Origin of the sequence: Microbacterium sp. CFH 31415, assembly GCF_022538185.1 — a bacterium.
Classification (GTDB): Bacteria; Actinomycetota; Actinomycetes; order Actinomycetales; family Microbacteriaceae; genus Microbacterium.
In genome coordinates this window covers 51,935-68,445 of the sequence record NZ_JAKYXC010000018.1, presented here as the reverse complement: position 1 = coordinate 68,445, position 16,511 = coordinate 51,935, and the positions used below count along the sequence as shown (strand labels likewise).

Below are 16,511 nucleotides of genomic sequence, written 5' to 3'. Positions count from 1 at the left end.
TACGGCCGGATCCCCCAGTCCGGCCTTCCCAGCCCCCGGCGCCCCCCAGCGCCGGGGGCTTCTTCGCGCGCCCGGAGTCACTCCCAGCGGTAGCCGGCGCCGCGCACCGTGATGATGTGGTCGGGCCCCAGCTTGCCGCGCAGGTAGCGCACGTACACGTCGACGACGTTCGAGCCGGGATCGAAGTCGAGGCCCCACACGCGGCTCAGCAGCAGCTCTCGGCTGAGCACGCGGCCCGGGTTGCGCAGGAACTGCTCGGCGAGGGCGAACTCGCGCGCCGAGAGGTCGACGTCGCGTCCGCCGACGGTCGCGCGCCGGGCCAGGATGTCGAGCACGACGTCGCCGTGCGAAACCGCGACCCCGACCTGGGGAGTGGTCTCGCGCAGGCGCGAGCGGACGCGCGCGAGCAGCTCTTCGAAGGTGAACGGCTTCGGCACGTAGTCATTGGCGCCGGCATCCAGCCCTTCGACCGTGTCTCGGGTGCTGGAGCGGGCGGTGAGCATGATCACCGGCACGACCGATCCCCGGGAGCGCAGCTCGCGAAGCACCTCGAAGCCGTCCATCGTGGGCAGGCCCACGTCGAGCAGCACGAGGTCGGCGTCGCCGCGGAGCGCAACCGTGAGAGCTTCCTCGCCGTCCTCGACGACGGTCGTCTCATAGCCCGCAGACTCGAGACCGCGGCTGACGAACGACGCGATGCGCGGCTCGTCCTCGACGATGAGGATCCGTGTCATGCCGATGTCTCCCGCTGCAGAACGTCGCCCGCCCGCACCGGCGCCGGAAGCTCGGCGGCGGCGGGAGGAAGGTGGATGGTGAAGGTGGCGCCGCCACCGGGGGTGTCGGTCACCGCGCAGGAGCCGCCGTGGCCCTTCGTGATCGCGTCGACGATTGCGAGGCCGAGTCCCGAGCCGCCCACGGTGCGCTTGCCGTGGGCGCGGTCGAAGCGCCGGAAGATGCGACTGCGTGATGCCGGGGGGATGCCCGCTCCGTGATCGCGGACCCACAGACGAGCCCCGGTGTCGTCGAGCGAGCTGCCGATCTCGATGGACGTGCCCGCGGGGGTGTACTTCGCGGCGTTGTCGGCGAGCTGGAGCCACGCCTGGAGGAGGCGGTCCTGGTCGCCCTGCACGACACCCTCGGCGTGCGCCTCGATCGTCCAGGCGTGCTGGGGGATCACGGCGACGAGCTCGCCCACGCGCGCGGTGAGCGCGGAGAGGTCGACGTCGCGCATGACGTACGAGTCGCCCTCTGCGGCGGCGAGCAGGTCGATGTCCTCTACGAGGCGGGCGAGGCGGTCGAGCTCGGCGATGCCGATCTCGCGCGCCGCCGCGGCGTCTCCGGCGTCGCCGGGGTTCATGAGCTCGAGGTGCCCGCGCACGATGGTGATGGGGGTCTTCAGCTCGTGGCGCACGTCGTCGAGCAGCTGACGCTGCACGTCGACGGATCCTTCGATGCGGTCGAGCATCGAGTTGACGGTGCGCGAGAGGTCGGAGATGTCGTCGTTGCCCTGCGTCGACAGCCGCGGGGACAGGTCGGCGATCGTTATCGCGTCGGCGGTCTCGCGCATGAGGCGGATCGGGGAGAGCAGGCGGCCCGTGACGAACCAGCCGACGACGCCGATCGCAGCCAGCACCGCGAGGGCCGCGATCACGTAGGTCCCCATCGCCGCGGTGACGGGCTCGAGTTCGGCGCCCATGTCGACCGCCCGGATGTACAGGCCTTCGCCATCGTCGCCCGCCATCGTCACAGGGATGGCGATGTACCGGAGCGAGCCGTCCGCGGTGGCGATGGTGCCGGTCTTGGTGTCCCCGTTGGCCGTCTCCGCGATCGCCCGATCGATGAGCTCGGTGTTCCTGGAGATGTCGAAGCCCGAGAACGTGCCCGGCCGATAGCGTGCGACACCGTCGATCACCGCGACCGATCCCTCGTTGCGAGCGGGCACGAAGCTGGCCACGACATCTCGGAGGTAGGGGTCGATCGAGGTGTACTCGCGGATGTCGAAGATCTCACTCGCGGTGGTCGCACCGTCGTCCGAGGCGGGCTCGTCATCCCGGTCCGCCGGAGGGCTCGCCAGTGTCCGCAGGCCGTCTACCTGTGCCTCGAGCCGGTGGTCCACCTCCTGGACGACGCGCTCGCGCTGCACGAGGAAGGTGACGCTCCCGACGACGGCCAGTCCGACACAGGCCACGGCGAGGATCGCGGCGAGGATCCTCACACGGGCCGGGATCGGCCTGGGCGTCGAGCGGGTCACCCCCTGATTATCGCCCGCGGGAGGCTCCTGCGGCACGAATCGGATGCTCAGCCCGGGTGCGTCATCGACAGCAGGTCGAGCTTCTCGTCGAGCTGCTCCAGTGTGAGCTCTCCGCGCTCGACGTAGCCGAGGTCGATGACGGCCTCGCGGACGGTGATGCCCTTCGCGACCGAGTGCTTGGCGATCTTCGCGGCGGCCTCGTAGCCGATGAGCTTGTTGAGCGGCGTCACGATCGACGGCGACATGCCCGCATAGGCGGCCGCACGGTCGACGTTGGCCTCGAGGCCGTCGATGGTCTTGTCGGCGAGCAGGCGCGAGGCGTTCGCGAGCAGGCTGATCGACTCGAGCACCGCGGTGCCCATGACAGGGATCGCGACGTTGAGCTCGAACGAACCGGAGGCGCCTGCCCAGGCGACGGTCGCGTCGTTCCCGATCACGCGTGCGCACACCATGAGCGTCGCCTCGGGAACCACCGGGTTGACCTTGCCGGGCATGATCGACGATCCGGGCTGCAGATCGGGGATGTGCAGCTCGCCGATTCCGGTGTTCGGCCCCGAGCCCATCCACCGGATGTCGTTGTTGATCTTGGTGAGCGAGACGGCGATGGTGCGGAGGGCGCCGGATGCCTCTACCAGCCCGTCGCGGTTCGCCTGAGCCTCGAAGTGGTCCTTCGCCTCGGTGATCGGCAGCTCGGTGTCGGCGACGATGAATTCGATCACCTTCTGCGGGAAGCCGAGCGGGGTGTTGATGCCCGTGCCGACCGCGGTGCCGCCGAGCGGGACCTCCGCGACGCGGGGGAGAACGGCCTGCACACGCTCGATGCCGAGCCGCATCTGACGGGCGTAGCCGCCGAACTCCTGGCCGAGGGTTACGGGCGTCGCGTCCATCAGGTGGGTGCGGCCCGACTTAACGACGGACTTCCAGGCCTCGGCCTTGGCCTCGAGCGCGACCGCGAGGTGGTCGAGGGCCGGGATGAGGTCGTCGATGAGCTCCTGGGTGACGGCGATGTGCACCGAGGTGGGGAACACGTCGTTCGAGGACTGCGACGCGTTGACATGGTCGTTGGGGTGCACGGCCGAGCCGAGGTCCTGCGTCGCGAGAGTCGCGAGGACTTCGTTCATGTTCATATTCGACGAGGTGCCGCTGCCCGTCTGGTAGACGTCGATCGGGAACTGGTCGGCGTACTCGCCGGAGATGATGCGGTCGGCGGCGCGCGCGATCGCATCGGCGATCGCGCCGTCGAGCGTGCCGAGCTCCTTGTTCGCAAGCGCGGCCGCCTTCTTGATACGGGCGAGCGCCACGATCTGCGCGGGTTCGAGCGGGTCGCCGGAGATGGGGAAGTTCTCGACCGCGCGCTGGGTCTGCGCGGCGTAGAGGGCGTCCTTGGGGACGCGGACCTCGCCCATGGTGTCGTGCTCGATGCGGTATTCGATGTCGGTCACTTCGTCGTTCCTCCGTTGGTGGCGAGAGTGCGTCAGGCTTCTTCGTCGACGCGCCCGACGATGACGTCGGGGACGGCGGTGCCTTCGGCGAGTCGGTAGTTGGCGCCCACGATGGCCAGGCGGCCTTCGGCGACGGCGTCGCTGATGAGCTCGGATGAGTGCAGCAGTTCGCCGCACGTGTCGCGAAGGTGCTCGCGACCGACCTGCTCTGCGTCGATGGCCGCGGGCGGGACGCCGTCGACGGTGCCCGCGCGGACGACGCGGTGGACCGCGGGGACGATGGGCGCGATCTGGCGCCAGATGTGCGGCGGGAGCTCGGGGGCATCCGGCCGGGTGCTGTCGATGGCCGCGCCCACGGCGCCGCACTCGTCGTGCCCGAGCACGATGATGAGCGGCACCTCGAGGACGGCGACGGCGTACTCGAGGCTGCCGACGACCGAGTCGGAGATGACCTGGCCGGCGTTGCGGACGACGAACAGGTCGCCCAGCCCCTTGTCGAAGATGATCTCGGCGGCGAGACGCGAGTCGGAGCAGCCGAAGAGGGCCGCGCGCGGACGCTGGCCGGCGGCGAGATCGTGCCGCCGTTCGACATCCTGGCGGGGATGGCGCGGCTCGCCCGCGACGAAGCGGTCGTTGCCGCGCCGCATCTCGTTCCAGACCTTGCTCGGCGACGGTTCGCTCACTCGGTTTCCTCCTGCAACTCGCGGACCTCGGGGGAGACGGCGGCCGCGACCTCTTCGAGCGTCGCGTCGTCCGCCTTGCCGTAGATCAGGACGGTGTCGGGGCCGACCTGCGTCGACAGCGCGCCCGTGATGTTCCCGGCGCGCGAGGGATCGGCGATGTCGTAGCGGTCCCACGTCACGCCGTCGACCTCGACCGTGCCGTCGGGGCCCGCCCCGGACAGCACGCGCGCCGGCCAGGCGGGGTCTGCGTCCAAGCCCTGCGCCACCCGCACGAACCACGTCTCGTCGACGTAGACGATCGTCCACGCGCGTGGAACGTCGCCCTCGATGGACGCGGCGTTGACCTGCCACGAGGGAGGTGCGTCGGGCACGATCAGGGTGCGGCCCTCGGCGGCGCCGACGCGCTCGGCCACGGCGGAAACGTCGATCGGCTCGCGGGCCGGCGGCTCACCGCGGGGGACCGCCAGCACGATGACGAGCACGACGCCGATGGTGACGATGAGCGCCGCGATCAGGTTGCGGGTGTTCTGCGCCTCGCGGTGGACACGCGAGGACTCGGCCTTGCGGGCGGCGGTCTCATCGGGAGTCTCGGGGCGGCCGAGCTCGGCGACGATGCGTGGTCCCTTCGCCATCACGCACGCTCCGATCCGGCGGACTCGGCCGATGAGCGTGCCGCGTCGAGGCGGCGTTTGGCGCCCAGGAGCCACTCGTCGCACCGGGCGGCGAGGGCTTCGCCGCGCTCCCACAGGGCGAGCGAGTGCTCGAGCGTCGGGGCGCCCTGCTCGAGTTCGGCGACCACGCGCACGAGTTCGTCGCGGGCCTGCTCGAAGGAGAGGGAGGCGACGTCGGACGGTGCACCGGTCGACTCGGTCATGCGTCCCATCCTAGTTCGGCGCCGGACCGTCTCCTGCGGCCGCCGGATCCGACGGCGCACCCGCCGACTCTGCGACCTCGCCGTCGGACCTCGCCGCGAACGAGCCTCGGCCGACGGTGACCACGACGGGGGTGGATGCCGGCGCCTGGGACGCGTCGCGCACGATGACGCCGTCGGCCAGGTGCGCGATGGCATAGCCCCGCGCGAGGGTGGATGCCGGCGACAGGGCGCGCAGCGTGGCCCGGAGTTCGGCGGTGCGGCGCGTGTGCGACTCGAGGGCGCGGTCGACCCGATCGCGGCCGCGCGCCGCGAGCAGCTCGACCTCCTGCGCGCGCGACGCGATCATCGACTCGGGGGCGCGAAGCGCCGGCCGGGAGCGCAGCTGCTCGAGCTGAGCGATGTCGTGCGACACGCGCTGTGTCAGCCGGGACGTCAGTCGCGAGCGCAGCTGCGCCACGAGCGCACGCTGCTCCGCGACATCCGGCACCACTCGCTTGGCCGCGTCGGTGGGCGTCGACGCCCGCAGATCGGCGACGTCGTCGAGGAGCGGATGGTCGTTCTCGTGGCCGATGGCGCTGACGACGGGAGTGGATGCCGCGGCGACGGCGCGCACGAGACGCTCGTCGCTGAAGCCGAGCAGCGTCTGCGGGTCGCCCCCGCCGCGCGCGATGATGATGACATCGACGTCGGGGGCGGCGTCGAGCGCCTTGAGCGCCGCGATCGTCTCGGGCACACAGCGCTCACCCTGCGACGCGGCGTACTTCGTGCGGAAGCGCACCTGCGGCCAGCGCAGCTCGGCGTTGCGGTGGACGTCTTTCTCGGCGTCCGAGTTCTCGCCCGTGATGAGGCCGATGGTCTGGGGGAGGAAGGGGAGCGGTTTGCGGCGCGACGGGTCGAACAGGCCCTCGGCCCGCAGCTGAGCCCGCAGGCGCTCCAGCCGCTCGAGCTGGTCGCCGAGGCCGACGTGGCGCATCGCCGACACGCTGAAGCTGAAGTCACCCGACTTGGCGAAGAAGTCGGCCTTCACGCACGTGACGACATGGTCGCCGACCTTGAGGTCGTCGGGAAGGCGCTCGCGCGTCGACGACCAGATGCGGAACGAGATGGTCGCGTCGGCGGCGTTGTCTTTGAGGCGGCCGAACACGTTGCCGCCGCGCACGTTCCACGACGTGATCTCGCCCTCCACCCACACCGAGCCCCACGTCTGGATGAAGCCGCGGATCGTCTCGTTGAGCCGCGACACCGAAGTCGGCGCCTGCGGCGTGGAGTCCTTCGGGCGCACCGAGTCGGGAGGCGGCGCCTCGCCCGCGACGGGCTCGGGCTGGAAGGTCGTCATGCGGTCCTCTCGTGCGGCGGGCGGGTCGCTCTTCGGCCCGCGCACAGGGGCCGCCCATAGAATCGAGGGGTGAGCACCAGCACCGTGGGCAGTACCCCTGTGAGCATGCCCGTCCCCCGCGTCCCGCGGCGGCGCGAACGCCTTCAGGATATCCCCGTGCAAGGACAGAAGCGGGTGCTGCTGGCGTCGCCCCGCGGATACTGCGCCGGCGTCGATCGTGCCGTGATCGCCGTCGAGAAGGCGCTCGACCGCTTCGGTGCGCCGGTCTACGTGCGCAAGCAGATCGTCCACAACATCCACGTGGTCACCGAGCTCGAGGCCAAGGGCGCGATCTTCGTCGAGGAGGTCGACGAGGTGCCCGAGGGTGCTCACGTCGTGTTCAGCGCGCATGGAGTGTCGCCGGCCGTCGTGAACGCGGCATCCGATCGCGGTCTTCTCGCCATCGACGCCACGTGCCCGCTCGTCACCAAGGTGCACCGCGAGGCGGTGCGCTTCGCGCGCGACGACTTCGAGATCCTGCTCATCGGCCATCAGGGCCACGAAGAGGTCGAGGGCACCGCGGGCGAGGCGCCCGACCATGTCACGATCGTGAACTCGCCCGAAGAGGCCGACACCATCGAGGTGCGCGACCCGTCGAAGGTCGTGTGGCTGTCGCAGACGACCCTTTCCGTCGACGAGACGATGGAGACCGTGCGGCGACTGCGCACGCGGTTCCCGCAGCTGCAGGACCCGCCGTCCGACGATATCTGCTACGCCACCCAGAACCGCCAGGTCGCAATCAAGAAGGTCGCGAAGGGCGCCGACCTCGTGATCGTCGTGGGGTCGGCGAACTCGTCCAACAGCGTGCGGCTCGTCGAGGTCGCGCTCGAGTACGGCGCGAAGGCGGCGTACCGGGTCGACTACGCCGACGAGGTCGAGCAGGCGTGGCTCGAGGGTGTCGAGACCGTCGGCGTCACGAGCGGTGCGTCGGTGCCCGAGGTGCTCGTGCAGCAGGTGCTCGAAGACCTCGCCGGCGCCGGCTACCGCGACGTGGAAGAGGTGCGCACGGCCGAGGAGGACCTGCAGTTCTCGCTGCCGAAGGAGCTCCGCACGAACGCTGCGGGCACGCGCGACGACCGCGCGCTCGGCGGCCGGAGCCGCGCGTGACCGAGGCCGGCGACGCCGTCCCGGCGCCCGAGCCGCGACCGCGGCCGCAATTCGGCGAGTACGCCACCCCCGAGGAGCAGCGGGCGCGCATCGCGCAGCCCGACGCGAGCCTGGTGTACGAGCCGGCGCCCGTGGCCGAATCCGCCCCGGTCGTCGCGACGCAGCCGGCGGGTGCGCCTGCCGCCACCGCGCGGACCCGCACCCGGCCGGTCGACCGGATCGTGACGTTCGCCCTCCTGGCGTACGGGCTCATCAACGTCATCGCCACCTTCCCGGCGCTCGCCGACTTCAGCGACTACGCGCAGCGCATGTTCGACCTGCTGGGCGTCGATGCGACGCTCACGGATCCCGCCGCAGGACGGCCGTGGGGCGTCGCGGCCGCGATCGTGCTCGCGGTGGGATGGCTGATCACCGCGGCGCTGTCCTGGGTCAGCGTGCGGCGCGGACGCCTCTCGTGGTGGATCCCGCTCGTCGGAGGCGTCGTGTTCACGTTCGCGTCGGCGTCGCTGGTGCTCGTGCCTCTGATGAACGACCCCGCGGTGTGGGAGGCGATGGTCGGCAGCCTCCGCTGACCGAGTCCGGCGCGGAGGCCGGTGAACCTGGGCCTGCGACATTTCGTGACTCCTACGGGAGGTGAGGATGCCGGACGACGACGCCACGCGACTGGCCGCGCTCTACGACGCCCATGCGGCGCCGGTGTGGCGATACGTCGTGCACCTCACCGGCGATCGCGCCGGTGCGGACGACGTCGTGCAGGAGACCCTCCTGCGCGCGTGGCGCACCCCGCGGATCATGGCGCAGGCCCCGGAGTCCACGCGCTCGTGGATGTTCACCGTCGCACGGCATCTGGTGGTCGACGACGTGCGCTCCGCGCGCCGCCGGCGCGAAGTCGGGGTCGCCGAACCACCCGAGACCGCGAGCCCCGACGCCACGGACGCCCTGTTCGAGGCGATCCTCATCGAGGAGGCGCTCGCCGCGCTGTCGGCCGACCATCGGGCCGTCGTCATCCGCGCGTACTTCGGCGCGCTGACGGTGGCGGAGATCGCCGACGAGCTCGACATCCCGCAGGGCACGGTCAAGTCCCGCCTGCACTACGGCCTGCGCGCGCTGCGACTCGCGCTGCAGGAGAAGGGAGTGACGCGATGAGCCCCGACCACGCTCGCTTCGCCGAATGGGACGCCGCCTACGTCCTCGGTGCGCTCGGCCCGGCCGACCGCCGGCTGTTCGAGGAGCACATCGAGCGCTGCGACGTCTGCCGTGCCGCGCTCGCCGACCTCGCGTCGACGCCGGGCCTTCTCTCACGCGTGCCGCCTGACCGCGCGATGTCGCTCCTCGCGGCTGCGGCGGGGGAGGCGGGGCCGGATGCCGCGTCCCGCACGCGCCTGATCGAGCGAGGGACCCGCGAGGCGCAGCGCCGTCGTCGGGGACGGTGGGCGGGCGGGCTCGCCGCAGCGGCGGCGATCGTCATCGCGGTCGTGCTCGCCGTGACGACGGCGATCGGGCCGGCGTTGCGCGGCATCCAGGTGATCGCCCTCGAGCCGCTCGTGGACCTGCCGCTCTCGGCGACGGTCGAGCTCGCGGATGCGCCGTGGGGCACGCGGATCGAGATGACCTGCCGCTACACCGAGCCTGCGGGCGACGACGCCCCCGCAGAGGGCTGGCCGTATTCGCTCGTGCTGACCGGCGTCGACGGCACGACGAGCGAGGTCTCCACGTGGCGAGCCCTGCCGGGTTCGACGGCCCGCCTCAGCGCCTCGACGGCGCTCGACGTCGATGAGATCGCGGCCGTCGAGATCCGCTCGCTCCGGACGGGCAAGGTGCTGATGCGCACCGAGCTCGATCCGCCGGACGTGGAGGCGGCCCCGCATTGACAGCCCGGGAACGCCGGATGCCCCGGACCCGCCCCGGCGAAGGGGCGGAGCCGAGGCATCCGCTCGTCTGTCCTGCGCGCCTCAGGCGGCGAGGCTCTTGCCCGCCGACCCCAGCTGCTGCGTGGCGCTGACGACGCGCGCCGCCATCGCCGACTCGGCGATCTTGCCCCACGCGCGGGGGTCGTAGGCCTTCTTGTTGCCCACTTCGCCGTCGACCTTGAGGACGCCGTCGTAGTTCTGGAACATGAAGCCGGCGACCGAGCGCGTGAACGCGTACTGGGTGTCGGTGTCGATGTTCATCTTGACGACGCCGTTGGCGACCGCCTCGGCGATCTCGGCGTCGGTCGAGCCGCTGCCGCCGTGGAAGACCAGGTCGAGCGGCTTCGGTCCGGTGCCGAACTTCGCGGCGATGCCCTCCTGGATCTCGCCGAGCAGCTCGGGCTTGAGCTTCACGTTGCCCGGCTTGTACACGCCGTGGACGTTGCCGAAGGTGAGGGCCGAGATGTAGCGGCCGTTCTCGCCGAGGCCGAGCGCCTCGACGGCCTTGGTCACGTCGGCGACCGTCGTGTAGAGCGCGTCATTCGAGCCCTCGTGCTGCACGCCGTCCTCTTCGCCGCCCACGACGCCGATCTCGACCTCGAGGATCGCGTTGATGTTGCGGAGGCGGGGGAGAAGGTCCTTCGCGATCTCGATGTTCTCGTCGAGCGGCACGGCCGAGCCGTCCCACATGTGCGACTGGAAGATCGGGTTGCGGCCCGCCTTGACCTCTTCCTCGGAAGCCTCGATGAGCGGCAGCACGAAGTCGGCCAGCGCGGGCTTCGGGCAGTGGTCGGTGTGCAGTGCGACCGTGATCGGGTAGGCCTTGGCGACCTCGGTGGCGAACTTCGCGAATGCCAGTGCACCGGCCGCACGGGCCTTGACGGTGTGGCCGGCGAAGTAGTCCGCGCCGCCCGTCGTGACCTGGATGATGCCGTCGGAGCCGGCCTCGGTGAGACCCTGCAGCACGGCGTTGATCGACTGCGAGCTGGCGACGTTGATGGCGGGATACGCGAAACCGCCGGCCTTCGCGCGGTCCAGCATGTCGGCGTATTGCTCCGGGGTGGCGACGGGCATGGGTGCTCCTTGGTCGGTTGGGGGCGTCCCTCGACTTTAGCGCCGAGAGATCGGGAGGGTGGATGCCGTACCGCTGCGTGACGGGTGCACGGACGCGTTCTGAGCCAGTGTGAAAGAATCGCAATTCCTTCGACACTCGCGGTGTGAAATTCTGCGGTTCACGCAACCCCGCTGGCTACGCTGGGGGTCATGGTGAGTCTGACCGCTGACATGAGCCCGCTCCACCCCGACCGCAACCTTGCACTCGAACTGGTGCGTGCCACAGAGGCGGCGGCGATCCGGGCGGTGCCGTTCATCGGTCGCGGAGCGAAGGAGGACGCCGACGGCGCCGCGGTCGACGCCATGCGTGCCTTCTTCACCACCGTGAACTTCGACGGCACGATCGTCATCGGCGAGGGCGAGAAGGACGAAGCGCCCATGCTCTACAACGGCGAGCGGGTCGGCAACGGCCGAGGACCGAAGGCCGACGTCGCCGTGGACCCGATCGACGGCACGTCGCTCACCGCCGCCGGTCGCAACAACGCGCTGTCGGTCATCGCCGTCTCCGATCAGGGCACGATGCTCGACGCCTCGAGCGTCTTCTACATGGACAAACTGGTGACGGGCCCGGCCGGAGTCGGCGTGGTGGACATCCGCCTTCCGACCGGTGAGAACATCCGGCGGCTGGCGAAGGCGCTCGGGAAGCCGGTCGACGAGATCGTCGTCTCGGTGCTGCACCGCCCCCGCCACGACCAGCTCATCGACGAGATCCGCGCCGCCGGTGCCGGCACGCGCCTGATGAGCGACGGTGACGTCGCCGGCGGCATCAACGCCGCGCGCCACGATGCCCGCACCGATATGTGCGTCGGCGTCGGCGGCAGCCCGGAGGGGATCGTCACGGCCTGCGCCATCAAGGCGCTCGGCGGACACATCCAGGGCCGGCTCTGGCCACGCGACGACGACGAGAAGCAGCGGGGCATCGACGCCGGGCTGAAGCTCGACGGCCACGTGTACGAGGCAGATGACCTCGTGAAGGGAAGCAACACGATCTTCGTCGCCACCGGCGTCACCGACGGCCAGCTCGTCGCGGGTGTGCGCCGCGAGGGCGGCTACGTGTACACCGAGAGCGTCGTGCTGCGTGGCGCCTCAGGAACCCTCCGTCGCATCAGCTCGGAGCACCTCGTCTCGAAGTGGCTGTAGGAACACACCGCGTCTGAGGACGTCTGCTACTGGTGTGACAGATGTTACTGGCGTGACTGGATCGTGACGTCATCGAAGGGGAACTCTGGCAGAATCGGACGTGGGTCGACGCCGACTCGTGTTTCCATGCGAGGGAGTTTTCGATGTCCGGACAGGTAGGCGGTCCATCGCCGCAGACCGGCGCACAGGCGGTTGTGGCCAACGCCGTGGCGAACACGGCCGATCCGTCACGTCGCCCCGACGTGCTCCTGCGTGTGCGCCGGGAAGAGGGCCATGAGATCAGCGCGTGGTGGATGGTCGGCGCGTTCGTCGGTGTCTCCGCCGCGGTGATCGCACTGCTGAGCTTCGTGCCCGGCGGGGCCTGACCCGCATCAGTCCTGCCCAGGCGCGATCCGCGCCCGCAGGTCGCCCAGGTCGGCCGTCGACGCGTGGTCCGTGGCTCCACCGGCACCGCCGGCCCGATCAAGGTCGAGCGTCGCGTCGAGGAGCTCGGGGGCTGTGAGACGCCGCGGCGACTTCTCGATCGTCGCCGGCTCGACGAGCGCGTCGAGCTTCGTCGCATCGATCCCGGGGAACCGGCGGGCGCTCACGAGCACTCGCGTCTCGAGGGATCCGGCGAACCGGTTGTAGCTGTCGACGGTGCGCTCGATCGCTCGGCGGAGATCGTCGGCGTGACCGGCGAGTGAGCCGAGCCGCTCGTAGAGCTGGTTGCCGAGCTCGAACAACGTGCGCGCCTCGGCCGAGACGTCCTGCTGCGTCCACGTGTAGGCGACAGTCTTCAGCACCGCCCACAGGTTCACGGGCGACGCGAGGGCCACGCGCTTGCCGAAGGCGTGGTCGAGCAGCGACGGGTCTTCTTCCAGGGCCGCAGCGAGCAGCGACTCGCTCGGCACGAAGCACACTACGAACTCCGGGCTCGACGGGAGGCCGGACCAGTACGCCTTCTTGGCCAGGGCGTCGACATGCGCGCGCACCGCCTTCACGTGCTTGTCGAGCAGCGTGCGCCGGCGCGCGGCCTCCGCACCCTGCGCCGTGAGCGGAATGGCGCTGGCCTCGAGGTAGGCGTCGAGCGGAACCTTCGCGTCGACGGCGATGGCCTTGTCGCCGGGGAGCCGGATGACCATGTCGGGTCGGCCGGCGCCGGCATCCGATCGGATCGAGGCCTGCAGATCGAAGTCGACGTAGCGCGTGAGGCCCGCCGCCTCGACGACGCGGCGCAGCTGGGTCTCGCCCCACACGCCTCGGGTCGAGCCGGACCGCAGCGCGCTCGCGAGCGACTCGGTGGTCGCACGCAGGGCTTCGTCGGACTCGTGCGCGCGCCGCAGCTGCTCGGCGAGCGTGCCGAACTGCGTGTGCCGGTCGCGCTCGAGCTCTCCGACCTTGGCCTGCATGGCCGAGAGCGTCTCGTGAACCGGCGCGAGCGCGCGCAGCACCGTCTGCTCGCGACGCTCGCGCTCTTCGCGTGTCGCCTGGTCGTGGCGCGCCTGGCTCGCGAGCTCGCGGTAGAGCACCTGCTGGTGGTCGAGCTGGGCCTGCACGCCCTGTCGCGCGGCCTCGGCCGCGGCCAGGCGGGCGCGCAGTTCGGCATGCTCGCGCGCGGCGCGCGCGGCACCGCGGGCGAGGCCGGCGGTGAAGCCTGCGAGGGCCCCGACGAGCAGGGTCGCAACGGCGATCATCGAGACGAGGAGTGCGTCCATGGGCCCAGGATGACGGAGGCCCCGGACATCGCGGCGGGGGCGCGCCCGCTACGCGACGGCGAAGGAGACCGCGGGCGCCTCGGCCACGGCGATCTGCGACACGCGCACTCCGCAGTACTCGGTCAGGAGGTCGATGTCGTCCGCGGCCAGGCGGCGCGCCGCATCGATCATGACGTGAGCGCACGCGAGCGCGTCGGCGGTGGCGTTGTGATGGGCGAACTCGGAGAATCCGGCCTCTGCTGCGACGAAGGGCAGGCGGTAGGACTCGAGCTGGTACACCTTGCGCGCAACCTGCAGGCTGCAGGCATAGCGGTACGGCGGGCAGTCGTCGCCGGTCGCCTCGCACGCCCGCTTGATGACGGCCATGTCGAAGCCGGCGTTGTGGGCGACCAGCACGTCTCCGCCGATGAATGCGTTCATCGCCGCGAGCTGGCCGGTCCACGTCGCGGCACCGATCACGTCTTCGGCGGTGATGCCGTGGATGCGCGTGTTGAGCTCGAAGAACCGGTCGTGCCCGGCCGGCGGCTGGATCAGCCACCCCGTCTGCGCGACGACCTCGCCGCCGCGCACCTTCACGAGCCCGACCGCGCAGGCCGAGGCATTGCTCGGATTCGCCGTCTCGAAGTCGATCGCGGTGAAGTCCAGGGCCACGTGCTCAGCCTCACCCCCGGTCGGCGGCGCCCGCGGCAGGCGCGCCGTGCTCAACCGGCATCGAGCGTCCTAGGCTCGGAGCATGGCCAGTCGCGATGAGATGTCCCGGTCGTTCGGAGCCGCCGCGAGCGCGTACGAATCGGGGCGGCCCGACTACCCTCGCGAAGCCGTCGAGTGGCTGCTCGCGCCGGTGCGGGCGGAGGGGCGAGCGCTGCGGGTCGCCGACGTCGGCGCCGGCACCGGCAAGCTCACCCGCACGATCGTCGAGGCCGGAGCCGATGTCGTCGCCATCGACCCCGACCCCGACATGCTCGCGACGCTGCGCGACAACGTGCACGGCGTTCCCACGTTCGTCGGGACGGCGGAGCGGATGCCGCTCCCCGACGCCTCCGTCGACGCGCTGCTGCTCGGTCAGGCGTGGCACTGGGTGGATGCCCCGGTCGCCGCCGCGGAGTGCGGCCGTGTGCTGCGGTCGGGTGGCGTGCTCGGGCTGATCTGGAACGTGCGCGACGAGTCCGACGCCTTCGTCAGCGGCCTGACCGCGATCATGCACGCCTCGAGCGCCGAGCGCATGATCGCCGAGGGCGGGCCGGACGTCGGGGAGCCGATCGGCGACCTCGAGAAGCGCGTGTGGACCTGGAGCCGCACGATCGGACGAGACGCTCTGCTCGACATGGTCGCGTCGCGCAGCTACGTCATCACCGCACCCGCGGATGAGCGCGAGCGCATCCTCCGCGGCGTCGGCGAACTCTTCGACGGTGCGAGCCGCGTGACCGACAGCGGCGTCGTCGTCGTCGATCTCCCGTACCGGACCGAGGCGTTCCGCGGCATCCGCGGGATCGACCGCTGAAGACCCGGCCGACGAGTACCGGAACGCGTCCGGCCCGGCTAGCGTGACGCCATGCGCACGCTGACCGTCTGCAACTTCGTCACCGTCGACGGCCGGTACGAGGACGACGACCACGACATCGCCTCGTTCTTCGAGCACCAGCACCCGGACTACGCGGGCGCCGACTCGTTCGACCACTACACGACCGGGCTGCTGCGCGACGCCGGGACGCTCGTGCTGTCGGGTCGCCGGTCGGCGCTGGGCAACCTGGGCTATTGGACGGGGGTGATCCAGGATCCGGACGCCTCGGCCATCCGTCACGAGTTCGCTGAGCTGATCCTCGGGGTCGAGAAGCTCGTCGTGTCCGATTCCCTCACCGACGCCGACCTCGAGCCGTACGAGAACGTGCGGATCGTGCGGGTGGAGCAGGCGCGAGAGTCGGTCCGGGCGCTGAAGGAGGGCGAGGGCGCCGGCATCCTGATCCTCCTCGGACGGCGGATGTGGAACGACCTGATGCACGCGGGACTCGTGGACGAGCTGCATCTGGTGACGTTCCCGCTCATCGCGGGGTCGGGCGTCCCGCTGTTCGATGCCCGCCCGCCCGTGGCGCTGAAGCTGCTCGGCACCCACTCGTGGGAGTCGTCGGGGAACGTGCTGATGCGCTGGCGCGTGGATCCGGTGGCGCCGGTCGAGGCATCCCGCGCCACGTAGACCGAGGCCGCCCGCACTCCTCACCGGCCCCCTGCACCGCGCGTCACGTACGGACGGCGCCCACGACGTGCCAGGGTCCGCTGCGCTCGCGGTAGCGGGGTGCCAGCCCGTGGCCGACCAGCACCGACTCCATCGCCGCGGGGTCGTGCGCGAAGGAGCGATACGGGTTTCCGGTGAGGGTGTACACCGCGTTGATGGCGCGGGAGCCGATCCGGGTCCAGAGGCTGTTTCCCGGGTGGCTGAAGACGAGGGCGCGCCGGCCACGGCCCGCGGCGGCCCCGAGCAGTCTGCGGTAGTCGGGGTAGCAGCAGACGACGCGGTGGAGCACCACGATGTCGGCCGGCTCGATCGCCTCAGGTTCGCCGGCCACGTCGACACCGAGCATCCGCGTGGCCCGGTTGCGCAGTCCGGCCTCGTCCAGCAGACGTGCGGCCTCGGGTTCGTACGCCGACGACAGCTCGACGTTCGTCGTGTGCGCGGCCCCGCGCTTCAGCGCTTCGAGCTGGATGTCGCCGATGCCACCGCCGATCTCGAGCACGGACGCCCCCTCGAGTCCCACCGAGGCGGCGAAGTCGAGGATCAGCTGCGCGCTGGCCGTGAGACCGTCCCGGCGGTACCCGCGGGCCAGCCGGCGGGCGAAGCGGTCGTCGAACTCGCGGTCGTAGCCGCTCGGGGGGCCGGGAGCGCAGCACTCGTCCACGCGCTCAGTATCGTCCCGGCCGGATGAC

At 71.0% G+C, this 16,511-nt stretch carries 19 protein-coding genes; 8 read left to right on the top strand and 11 right to left on the bottom strand.

Features of this window, described 5'->3' with window-relative positions:
- Window positions 1–77 precede the first annotated feature (77 nt).
- The 7 genes from MK786_RS15870 to xseA are packed head-to-tail and all read right to left on the bottom strand — an operon-like array spanning window position 78 to window position 6,586.
- Window positions 78–734 (bottom strand): response regulator transcription factor, encoded by a 657-nt coding sequence (locus MK786_RS15870; RefSeq protein ID WP_241113197.1) that lies wholly within the window; start codon window positions 732–734, stop codon window positions 78–80.
- Window positions 731–2,251: a HAMP domain-containing sensor histidine kinase gene (locus MK786_RS15865; protein ID WP_241113196.1), complete on the bottom strand. Its 1,521-nt coding sequence runs from the start codon at window positions 2,249–2,251 to the stop codon at window positions 731–733. Before MK786_RS15865 ends, MK786_RS15870 begins: the two co-directional genes overlap by 4 nt.
- A 47-nt stretch (window positions 2,252–2,298) precedes the next feature.
- Complete coding sequence (locus MK786_RS15860; RefSeq protein WP_241113195.1) at window positions 2,299–3,693, bottom strand: aspartate ammonia-lyase; 1,395 nt, start codon at window positions 3,691–3,693, stop codon at window positions 2,299–2,301.
- 32 nt (window positions 3,694–3,725) lie between these two features.
- The gene (locus MK786_RS15855) at window positions 3,726–4,340 is read right to left on the bottom strand and encodes a carbonic anhydrase (RefSeq protein ID WP_241113240.1); all 615 of its coding nucleotides are present in this window, start codon (window positions 4,338–4,340) and stop codon (window positions 3,726–3,728) included.
- A 32-nt stretch (window positions 4,341–4,372) separates the two neighbouring features.
- Window positions 4,373–5,008 carry a DUF4245 family protein gene (locus MK786_RS15850; RefSeq protein WP_241113194.1) on the bottom strand — a complete coding sequence of 212 codons (636 nt, stop codon included), beginning with the start codon at window positions 5,006–5,008 and terminating at the stop codon, window positions 4,373–4,375.
- Window positions 5,008–5,250 (bottom strand): exodeoxyribonuclease VII small subunit, encoded by a 243-nt coding sequence (locus tag MK786_RS15845; protein WP_241113193.1) that lies wholly within the window; start codon window positions 5,248–5,250, stop codon window positions 5,008–5,010. The genes MK786_RS15850 and MK786_RS15845 overlap by 1 nt, the downstream gene beginning before the upstream one ends.
- A 10-nt stretch (window positions 5,251–5,260) precedes the next feature.
- Window positions 5,261–6,586 carry an exodeoxyribonuclease VII large subunit gene (gene xseA / locus MK786_RS15840; RefSeq protein WP_241113192.1) on the bottom strand — a complete coding sequence of 442 codons (1,326 nt, stop codon included), beginning with the start codon at window positions 6,584–6,586 and terminating at the stop codon, window positions 5,261–5,263.
- Between the two features lie 105 nt (window positions 6,587–6,691).
- On the opposite strand from xseA, the gene MK786_RS15835 reads away from it, so the two are divergent.
- The 4 genes from MK786_RS15835 (at window position 6,692) to MK786_RS15820 (ending at window position 9,603) form a co-directional block, all read left to right on the top strand.
- Window positions 6,692–7,732 (top strand): 4-hydroxy-3-methylbut-2-enyl diphosphate reductase, encoded by a 1,041-nt coding sequence (locus tag MK786_RS15835; protein ID WP_241113239.1) that lies wholly within the window; start codon window positions 6,692–6,694, stop codon window positions 7,730–7,732.
- Window positions 7,729–8,304: a DUF6264 family protein gene (locus MK786_RS15830; RefSeq protein WP_241113191.1), complete on the top strand. Its 576-nt coding sequence runs from the start codon at window positions 7,729–7,731 to the stop codon at window positions 8,302–8,304. The genes MK786_RS15835 and MK786_RS15830 overlap by 4 nt, the downstream gene beginning before the upstream one ends.
- 67 nt (window positions 8,305–8,371) lie before the next feature.
- The gene (locus MK786_RS15825) at window positions 8,372–8,878 is read left to right on the top strand and encodes a sigma-70 family RNA polymerase sigma factor (protein ID WP_241113190.1); all 507 of its coding nucleotides are present in this window, start codon (window positions 8,372–8,374) and stop codon (window positions 8,876–8,878) included.
- Window positions 8,875–9,603 carry an anti-sigma factor gene (locus MK786_RS15820; RefSeq protein ID WP_241113189.1) on the top strand — a complete coding sequence of 243 codons (729 nt, stop codon included), beginning with the start codon at window positions 8,875–8,877 and terminating at the stop codon, window positions 9,601–9,603. The genes MK786_RS15825 and MK786_RS15820 overlap by 4 nt, the downstream gene beginning before the upstream one ends.
- 81 nt (window positions 9,604–9,684) lie before the next feature.
- Here the strand turns inward: MK786_RS15820 and fbaA are convergent, their stop codons facing one another.
- On the bottom strand, window positions 9,685–10,716 hold the full coding sequence (gene fbaA, locus MK786_RS15815; RefSeq protein ID WP_241113188.1) for a class II fructose-bisphosphate aldolase: 1,032 nt from the start codon (window positions 10,714–10,716) through the stop codon (window positions 9,685–9,687).
- A gap of 189 nt (window positions 10,717–10,905) precedes the next feature.
- Between fbaA and glpX the strand changes: the two genes are divergently transcribed.
- Complete coding sequence (gene glpX, locus MK786_RS15810; protein WP_241113187.1) at window positions 10,906–11,895, top strand: class II fructose-bisphosphatase; 990 nt, start codon at window positions 10,906–10,908, stop codon at window positions 11,893–11,895.
- Window positions 11,896–12,038: 143 nt separating this feature from the next.
- Window positions 12,039–12,260 (top strand): UDP-N-acetylmuramyl pentapeptide phosphotransferase, encoded by a 222-nt coding sequence (locus tag MK786_RS15805; protein ID WP_191767272.1) that lies wholly within the window; start codon window positions 12,039–12,041, stop codon window positions 12,258–12,260.
- A 6-nt stretch (window positions 12,261–12,266) separates the two neighbouring features.
- Here the strand turns inward: MK786_RS15805 and MK786_RS15800 are convergent, their stop codons facing one another.
- Both MK786_RS15800 and MK786_RS15795 read right to left on the bottom strand, forming a co-directional pair.
- Window positions 12,267–13,592: a DNA recombination protein RmuC gene (locus tag MK786_RS15800; RefSeq protein ID WP_241113186.1), complete on the bottom strand. Its 1,326-nt coding sequence runs from the start codon at window positions 13,590–13,592 to the stop codon at window positions 12,267–12,269.
- 48 nt (window positions 13,593–13,640) lie between these two features.
- Window positions 13,641–14,243, bottom strand: a complete 603-nt coding sequence (locus tag MK786_RS15795) for a 3'-5' exonuclease (protein WP_241113185.1) — start codon at window positions 14,241–14,243, stop codon at window positions 13,641–13,643.
- An 82-nt stretch (window positions 14,244–14,325) separates the two neighbouring features.
- Here MK786_RS15795 and MK786_RS15790 point away from each other — a divergent pair, with 82 nt between their 5' ends.
- Window positions 14,326–15,093, top strand: a complete 768-nt coding sequence (locus MK786_RS15790) for a class I SAM-dependent methyltransferase (protein ID WP_241113184.1) — start codon at window positions 14,326–14,328, stop codon at window positions 15,091–15,093.
- Window positions 15,094–15,144: 51 nt separating this feature from the next.
- Window positions 15,145–15,783 (top strand): dihydrofolate reductase family protein, encoded by a 639-nt coding sequence (locus MK786_RS15785; protein ID WP_241113183.1) that lies wholly within the window; start codon window positions 15,145–15,147, stop codon window positions 15,781–15,783.
- A gap of 43 nt (window positions 15,784–15,826) precedes the next feature.
- Here MK786_RS15785 and MK786_RS15780 read toward each other — a convergent pair whose 3' ends face one another.
- Window positions 15,827–16,483, bottom strand: coding sequence for an SAM-dependent methyltransferase (locus MK786_RS15780; protein WP_241113182.1), 657 nt, complete (start codon window positions 16,481–16,483; stop codon window positions 15,827–15,829).
- Between the last annotated feature and the right edge of the window lie 28 nt (window positions 16,484–16,511).